The following is an 8107-nucleotide window of genomic DNA, read 5'->3' as shown; positions in this document are numbered from 1 at the left end:
CCCTTCGGGCCCGATCCCTGACCCCGACGCCTCACCCCGGCGCGCCCACAAGCAGGCCGAGAAGCAGCAGAAGAACAAGAAGAAAGATCAAGAACGAGATTGGGGGTTGACCAGCCCCGCTCCTTCAGGGATGACACTCGACCGGGCAAAGCATCGCTGCATTATGCAACTTGTGTCGCCCGATCCGCTCGTCGTCGCCGCGAGCCTCGACCAGCTCGTCACCCTGCTCCCCCGGCTGAGCCCGCGCCGTGGCCTGAGCCTCGTGGCCGCCTCGACGCTGGCCACGCTCGAGCGGGGTGGGCCGCTGCGCCTCACCGAGCTCGCCGAGGCGCAGGCCGTCACCCAGCCCGCCATGACCGGCCTCGTCGGCCGGCTGGCCGCCCAAGGGCTCGTCGAGCGCTCACCCGACCCGCACGACCGCCGCAGCGTCCTCGTCGCCGTCACCGACGCGGGACGCGCGCTGCTCGCGCGGCGCAGCCACGACCGCGCCGAGGCGCTCGCCGCCCTGATCGCCGAGCTCGACGCCGACGACCGGGCGGCGATCGCCGCGGCCGCCCCGGCCATCACCCGCCTCGTCTCCGGAGGAACCCCCGCATGACCACCGCCTCGTCCCCAGGACATCGGACCGAGGCCGGGCAGCACGCCCGACCGGCGAGCCCGTTCCGCCAGCCCAAAGCCGTCTGGGCGGTCGCGTTCGCTTGCGTCATCTCGTTCATGGGCATCGGCCTGGTCGACCCGATCCTGCCCGCCCTGTCCGAGCAGCTCGACGCGTCGCCGAGCCAGGTGACGCTGCTGTTCACCAGCGACCTCGTGGTCACCGCGTTCGCCATGCTGATCACCGGCTGGGTCTCGAGCCGGATCGGTGCGAAGAACAACCTCATCGCCGGACTGGTCGTCATCGTCGTGTTCGCGTTCCTCGCGGGCTCCACCGACAGCATCGGCGGCATCGTCGGCTTCCGCGCCGGGTGGGGGCTGGGCAACGTCCTGTTCATCGCCACCTCGCTCGCCGTGATCGTCGGCTCCGCCAGCGGCGGTTTCGCCGGAGCGATAGTGCTCTACGAGACCGCGCTCGGCGTCGGTATCGCCTGCGGCCCGCTGCTCGGCGCCCTGCTGGGCAACATCAGCTGGCGCGGCCCGTTCTTCGGCGTCGCCGCGCTGATGGCGATCGCGCTGATCGCCACCGTGCTGTTCGTTCCCGCGGCCCCGCGCCCGCAGCACCGCGCCTCGCTCGGCGAGCCACTGAAGGCGCTGCGCCACCGCGGCCTGCTGACGATGGGCCTCACCGCGCTGCTCTACAACTGGGGCTTCTTCACGATGCTCGGGTACGTCCCGTTCCCCATGGACCTGTCGATCTACCAGCTCGGCGCGGTGTTCTTCGGCTGGGGCATCCTGGTCGCGCTCTTCTCCGTGTTCGTCGCGCCCCGGCTGCAGCGCCGGTTCGGCACCGCGCCCACGCTGTACGTCAACCTGTTCCTGTTCGCCGCGATCCTCGCCGTCATCGCGATCTGGACCGACTCGAAGGCCACCCTCGTGGTCGCCGTCATCGCCGCGGGTGCGCTGATCGGGATCAACAACACCCTCACCACGCAGGCGGTCATGCTCGTGTCCCCGGTGGAGCGACCGGTCGCGTCGGCGGCCTACGGCTTCATCCGGTTCATCGGCGGCGGCCTCGCCCCGTTCGTGGCCGGCCTGCTCGTCGAGCGCTTCTCGATCCACGTGCCGTTCTTCCTCGGCGCGTTCGCGGTGCTGCTGGCCATCGGCGTGCTCGCGACCGGGCACCGGCTGCTCGCGAAGGCCGACGCCGAGCTCGCCGCGGGCGAGACCGTGCACGCGGGCGAACCCGACCTCGACGCCGACGAGGTGGCCGAGGTGCTCGAGGACGGCACGGGCGAACCCGGCGTGCGGGAGCGGGCCGAGGTGTTCCACCCCGCCGGGCCGCGACCGGAGCGGTGAGGTTCGGTCCTCCGCCGCGGGCATGATCGTCGCGAAATCCGCATGGCCGCAGTCCCGACGGCGATGAGCGCACGCTCGCGGCGATCACCCACGCGGTGATCGCTGCGAGATCCGCATCCGCGCGGACCGGACCGCAACGAACGCACCCTCGCGGCGATCAGCACACCAAGATCCCCGCGAGATACGCATCCGCGCGCCTCGAACCGCGGGAAGCGACCTCTCGCGGCGATCACCGCAGCCACCGGCCCAGCACCCTCGAACCCCGGACGCCGAGCCCGCCGGCAGGATCCGGTGGGCCACGATCACGACGAGATGCGCATCCCCGCACTCCAGACTGCAAAGACCGCACGCTCACGACGATCACCCACGCGATGATCGCCGCGAGATACGCGCACCCGCACCGCCGCCGACGACGAGTGCACTCTCGCGACGATCACCCCCGCGATGACCACCACGAGATACGCATCCGCGCGGACCGGACCGCAAAGACCGAAGTCTCGCGGCGATCATCCCGGCGATGATCGCCGTGGGATACGTATCCGCGCACTCGGAACGACAACGAGTGCACACTCGCGGCTAGCACCGCCCGTCAGCCCGCGGCCGTGAGCACGGCGGCCTCGATGCGCTGCCGGTCGGCCCGGTCCGGTCCGCCCCCGCCGTCGGGGTGTGCGAGGCAGAACGCGTCCACCACGGACGCGCCGAGCGTCGCCACGCGCGCCCACCGCACTGTCACGCCGGACGCCTCGAGGGCGGCCGCCACGCGGTGGAGCAGGCCGATCCGGTCGGTGGCGCGCAGTTCGAGCACCGCGGCGCCGGTGGCCTCGTCGTCGAACCACAGCACCCGCGGCGGGGCGGGGGGTTCGCCGGTGGCGCCGACGGGGGCGTAGTCACGTTCCTTGCGGGCCAGAGCGTCGGCCAGGGCGAGCCGGCCGTCGAGGGCCCGGACCAGGTCCGACCGCAGCAGTGCCGGGTCGGGGAGCCCGCCGAACCGCGGGGAGACGGTGAAGGTGAACACCGCGGCGCTCGTGGCGTCCGCGGTGCGCAGCTCGGCCGCGTGCACCTCCAGCGAGTGCAGGGCCAGCACGCCGGCCGCGGCGGCGAGCCCGCCGGGCCGGTCCGGTACCGCGACGACGACGGTGGCCGGGTCGACCCCCTCGTCGAGTCGCACCTGCGGGCGCCCGTCCGCCGCGACGGCCACCGCGAGCTTCTCGGCGTCGGCGTCCAGCGCGGCGGGGGCCGGCAGTGCCTCCCCCGCGAGCAGGGTGCGGCAGCGGCGCGCGAGGTCGCCGATGAGCGTTCGCTTCCACGGGCTCCACACGCCCGGCCCGGTGGCCAGGGCGTCGGCCTCGGCCAGCGCCTCGAGCAGGTCGAGCACGAGGCCGTTGCCGTCGAGGGTCTCGACGACGCGCGCGACGGTGGCCGGATCCTCCAGGTCGCGGCGGGTGGCGGTGTGCGGCAGCAGCAGGTGGTGGCGCACCACCTGCCCGAGCACGGCCACGTCGGCCTCGGCGAACCCGATGCGCCGCCCGATCTGCACGGCGAGCGACTCGCCGACGACCGAGTGGTCCTCGTCGCGGCCCTTGCCGATGTCGTGCAGCAGGGCGCCCACGAGCAGCAGGTCGGGCCGCGCCACTCGGGTGGTCAGGCGGGCGGCCTGCGCGCACGCCTCGACGAGGTGCCGGTCCACGGTCCAGACGTGGGCGCGGTCGCGCGGCGGCAGGTCGCGCACGGCCCCCCACTCGGGGAACAGGCGCCCCCACAGCCCCGTGCGGTCCAGCGACTCCACCACGTCCACGAGCGCCCGCCCGGCGCCGAGCAGCGACAGCAGCTCCACGCGTGCGGCCCGCGGCCACGGTTCCCGCAGCTCGGGAGCGGTGTCCGACAGGCGGTGCAGGGTGCCCGCGGCCACCGGCATCCCGGTGCGGGCCGCGGTGGCCGCCACCCGCAGCACCAGGCCGGGGTCGCGGACGGCGCTGGCGTCGCGGGCGAGGACCACCTCGCCCAGGTGCTCCACCACGCCGCTGTCCAGCGGCCGCCGGACCGGGGCGCGGCGCAGCGCAGCGAGCCCGCGCCGGGGCAGCGCCACGCGCGCGGAGCGCAAACCGACCTCCGCGGCGAACGCCACTGTCCGCGCTGCTCCGGACAGCGCCCTGGCCAGCTCGAACCGGTCGGCGATCTCCAGAGCCGCGGCGACCTCGTCGGCGTCCTGGGCGCGCAGCACGTCCCGCGCCCGCCCGGCGAGCCGGTGCAGCTCGGTGCGCACGTCGAGCAGCAGCGCCCGGGCCTCCTGCACGTCGGCGCCGGGCCGGTCGACGAGCTGTGCGGCGGCGAGCGCGTCGAGCAGCTGGACGTCGCGCAGCCCGCCGTGCCCGTTCTTCAGGTCCGGTTCCACGCGGTGGGCGACGTCACCGACCTTGCGCCACCGCTGCGACGTGGCGTCGGCGAGCTCGTCGAACCGGCCGCGGATCCCGGCGCGCCACGCCTGCCGCACCGCGGCGCCCACCTTGTCGGTCAGTGCTGGATCCCCGGCGATGTGGCGGGCCTCCAGCAGCCCGAGCGCGGCGCGCAGGTCGGTGGCCGCCACCTGGACGGCCTGCCCCGGCGTGCGCACGGAGTGGTCGAGCCCGATCCCGGCGTCCCACAGCGGGTACCACAGCTCCCGCGCCAGCCGGTCGACGTCCTTGCGGCCGTCGTGCAGCAGCACCAGGTCGAGGTCCGACCACGGCGCGAGCTCGCGGCGGCCCAGCGCGCCCACCGCGACGAGCGCGGCGCGTTCGGTCAGCCCGATCGCCGCGGCCCGCGAGGACAGCCAGAAGTCGTGCAGGTCGACCAGCGCCGCCCGCAGCGCCTCCGCATCGAGCCTGCGCCGGCCGAGCAGCACCGCTTTCGCCTTGGCCAGGTCCCCCGCCGCCACGTCCACAGGGCCACACTCCCCTCACCCGAGCTGCAGCAAGGTGGCCTTGCTCCGACGAGACCGGAGCAAGGCCACCTTGCTACGAATGGGACACCTCAGATGGCGTCTGTGCCGCGCTCGCCGGTGCGGACCCGGACCACGGTCTCCACCGGGGTCACCCAGACCTTGCCGTCACCGATCTTGCCGGTCCGGGCCGCCTCGACCACGGCGTCCACGACCTTGTCCACGCCGGTGTCGTCGGTGACGACCTCGATGCGGACCTTCGGCACGAAGTCCACGGAGTACTCCGCACCCCGGTAGACCTCGGTGTGGCCCTTCTGCCTGCCGTAGCCCTGCACCTCGCTGACGGTCATACCCAGGACGCCGAGCTGTTCGAGCGCCCCCTTGACGTCCTCCAGGACGAACGGCTTGACGATCGCCGTGACCAGCTTCATGGTTCAGCTCTCCTTGCCTGCGGTTGCCGGGACGGGCGCGCTCGCCGCGGTGACCGACGGCGGCCTCGATGTGCCCAGGCCACCACCGCCACGGAGGCTGGAGAAGTCGTAGCCGGTCTCCGCGTGCTCGGTCTCGTCGATGCCGGTGGCCTCGGCCTCCTCGGAGACCCGCAGCCCGATCGTGGCCTTCACGATCAGGGCGAGGACGGCGGACACGACGCCCGAGTAGAGCAGCACCGCCAGCGCGCCGACGACCTGGCGCCACAGCTGGTCGACCCCGCCGCCGTAGAAGGTGCCCGCCACGCCCGCCGGCGAACCCGGGTCGGCGAGGAGGCCGATGAGGACGGTGCCGACGAGGCCGCCGACGAGGTGCACGCCGACCACGTCGAGCGAGTCGTCGTAGCCGAAGCGGTACTTCAGGCCGACCGCGAGCGCGCACAGCACGCCGGCGACGGCACCGATCGCGATCCCGCCGAGCGGCGACACCGACGAGCAGGCCGGGGTGATCGCGACCAGGCCGGCCACGATGCCCGACGCCGCGCCGAGGCTGGTGGGCTTGCCGTCGCGGGCCCGCTCGACGAGCAGCCAGGCCAGCATCGCGGCGCAGGTGGCGACGATCGTGTTGACGAGCGCGAACGCGGCGGTGCCGTTGGCGCCGAGCGCGGAACCGGCGTTGAAGCCGAACCAGCCGAACCACAGCAGACCGGCACCGAGCATCACCAGCGTCAGGTTGTGCGGGCGCATGGGCTCACGCGGCCACCCGCGCCGCTTGCCGAGCACCAGCGCGAGGGCCAGCGCCGCGACACCGGCGTTGATGTGCACCGCGGTGCCACCGGCGAAGTCGATCGCGGCGATGTCGTTGGCGATCCAGCCGCCGACCACACCGGCGTCGTCGTTGTCGAACGCGAACACCCAGTGCGCGACCGGGAAGTAGACGACCGTCGCCCACAGCCCGGCGAACAGCAGCCACGGGCCGAAGCGCATGCGGTCGGCGACGGCGCCCGAGATCAGGGCGACCGTGATGATCGCGAACGTCGCCTGGAAGCCGACGAACAGCAGCGCCGGGATGGTCCCCGACATCGGGTACGAGACCTCGTCACCGGTGTAGGTGCCGACGAACAGGCCCGACAGCCCGAACGCCTCGAACGGGTTGCCCAGCAGCCCGCCACCGACATCGTTGCCGAAGGCCATCGAGTACCCGTACAGGGCCCACAGGATGCCGACCAGACCCATGGCGCTCAGGCTCATCATCATCATGTTGAGCACGCTCTTGCTGCGGACCATGCCGCCGTAGAACAGTGCCAGCCCTGGCGTCATGAGCAGCACCAGTGCGGTGCTGACCAGCATCCAGGCGGTGTCGCCGGTGTCGAGCACGTCAACTCCCTCCCGTCGTCGGCCGCGGGACCGCGGCAGGTGACGGGAACTATCGGAGCGGCGTGTTTCGGACACCGTCCGCCGTTGTTTCGCGACGGTGAACGAGGCGACCCGAATAGTTACATCCCGATTACGCGCCCTTACGACAGCAGGGCGTCGACGAACGCGGCCGGTTCGAACGGCGCGAGGTCGTCGGGCCCCTCGCCGAGGCCGACCAGCTTCACCGGCACACCCAGCTCGCGCTGCACCCGGAAGACGATCCCGCCCTTCGCGGTGCCGTCGAGCTTCGTGAGCACGATGCCGGTGACCTTGACGACGTCACCGAAGACCCTGGCCTGGGTGAGCCCGTTCTGGCCGGTGGTGGCGTCGAGGACGAGCAGCACCTCGTCCACCTCGGCCTGCCGTTCCACGACCCGCTTGACCTTGCCCAACTCGTCCATCAGGCCGGTCTTGGTGTGCAGGCGGCCCGCGGTGTCGAGCAGCACGGCGTCGGCGCCCTCCTCGGCGCCCTGCTTGACGGCGTCGAACGCGACGCTGGCCGGGTCGGCGCCCTCCGGGCCGCGCACGACGGTGGCGCCCGCCCGCTCACCCCAGGTGGCGAGCTGCTCGGCGGCGGCGGCGCGGAACGTGTCGGCCGCACCGAGCACGACGTGCCTGCCGCTCGCGACGAGCACGCGGGCGAGCTTGCCGGTGGTGGTGGTCTTGCCCGTGCCGTTGACACCGACGACGAGCAGCACGCCGGGCCGGCCGTCGTGCGGCAGAGCGCGGACGGCGCGGTCGAGGTCGACGCGCAGCGCGTCGGTGAGCACCTCGCGCAGCAGCTGCCGGGCCTGGTCGGGGGTGCGGACCGCGCGGCGGGCCAGTTCGGTGCGCAGGATGTCGACGATCTCCAACGTCATCTCGGGACCGAGGTCGGCCTGCAGCAGGGTGGCCTCGACGTCCTCCCACGACTCCTCGTCGAGCTCGCCGGCGCCGAGAAGGCCGAGCAGCCCCTGGCCGAAGCCGGAGCGGGAACGGGCGAGGCGGCCGCGGAGGCGGTCCATGCGCCCCTCGGCAGGGGCGATCTCCTCGGTGGGCGCGGGGGGCGCGGCCGGTGCGGCCGCGGCGGGCTGCGGCTCGGGAGCCGGAGCCTCGGCGGGCGGGGCGGCGGGCCGCTCGGCCGGGGGCGCGGGGGGTGGCTCCACAGGGGCAGCCGGGGCGGGCGCGACGTCCTCCGGCTCGACCGGGGCGCGCTCGCGGGACGGCTCGGGGGGAGCGACGGTGTCCGGCTGCGCGGTGTCCGGCTGCGCGGTGTCCGGCTGGGCGGTGTCCGGCTGGGCGGTGTCCGGCTGGGCGGTGTCCGGCTGGGCGGTGTCCGGCTGGGCGGTGTCCGGCTGGGCGGTGTCCGGCTGGGCGGTGTCCGGCTGGGCGGTGTCCGGCTGGGCGGTGTCCG

The 8107-nt window shown here is 73.7% G+C and carries 6 protein-coding genes; 2 read left to right on the top strand and 4 right to left on the bottom strand.

What is annotated here, in order from left to right; translation table 11 throughout:
- Both KME75_RS44290 and KME75_RS36355 read left to right on the top strand, forming a co-directional pair.
- Window positions 1-598: MarR family winged helix-turn-helix transcriptional regulator (locus KME75_RS44290; RefSeq protein WP_246633542.1), on the top strand; the 598-nt coding region annotated here is incomplete at its 5' end.
- Window positions 595-1953, top strand: coding sequence for an MFS transporter (locus KME75_RS36355; protein WP_219419479.1), 1359 nt, complete (start codon window positions 595-597; stop codon window positions 1951-1953). The genes KME75_RS44290 and KME75_RS36355, both read left to right, overlap by 4 nt.
- Before the next feature lie 589 nt (window positions 1954-2542).
- Here KME75_RS36355 and KME75_RS36350 read toward each other — a convergent pair.
- The 4 genes from KME75_RS36350 to ftsY form a co-directional block, all read right to left on the bottom strand.
- Window positions 2543-4867: a [protein-PII] uridylyltransferase gene (locus tag KME75_RS36350; protein ID WP_308283404.1), complete on the bottom strand. Its 2325-nt coding sequence runs from the start codon at window positions 4865-4867 to the stop codon at window positions 2543-2545.
- 95 nt (window positions 4868-4962) lie between these two features.
- Window positions 4963-5301 (bottom strand): P-II family nitrogen regulator, encoded by a 339-nt coding sequence (locus KME75_RS36345; RefSeq protein WP_219419477.1) that lies wholly within the window; start codon window positions 5299-5301, stop codon window positions 4963-4965.
- Window positions 5302-5304: 3 nt separating this feature from the next.
- Complete coding sequence (locus tag KME75_RS36340; protein WP_219419480.1) at window positions 5305-6648, bottom strand: ammonium transporter; 1344 nt, start codon at window positions 6646-6648, stop codon at window positions 5305-5307.
- Window positions 6649-6815: 167 nt separating this feature from the next.
- Window positions 6816-8107: signal recognition particle-docking protein FtsY (ftsY, locus tag KME75_RS36335; RefSeq protein WP_246633541.1), on the bottom strand; the 1292-nt coding region annotated here is incomplete at its 5' end.

Origin of the sequence: Pseudonocardia nigra (genome assembly GCF_019396355.1) — a bacterium.
In the GTDB taxonomy this organism is placed as follows: Bacteria; Actinomycetota; Actinomycetes; order Mycobacteriales; family Pseudonocardiaceae; genus Pseudonocardia; species Pseudonocardia nigra.
Note: the sequence above shows the minus strand (reverse complement) of the source record. Positions and strands in the feature narration are given on the sequence as shown.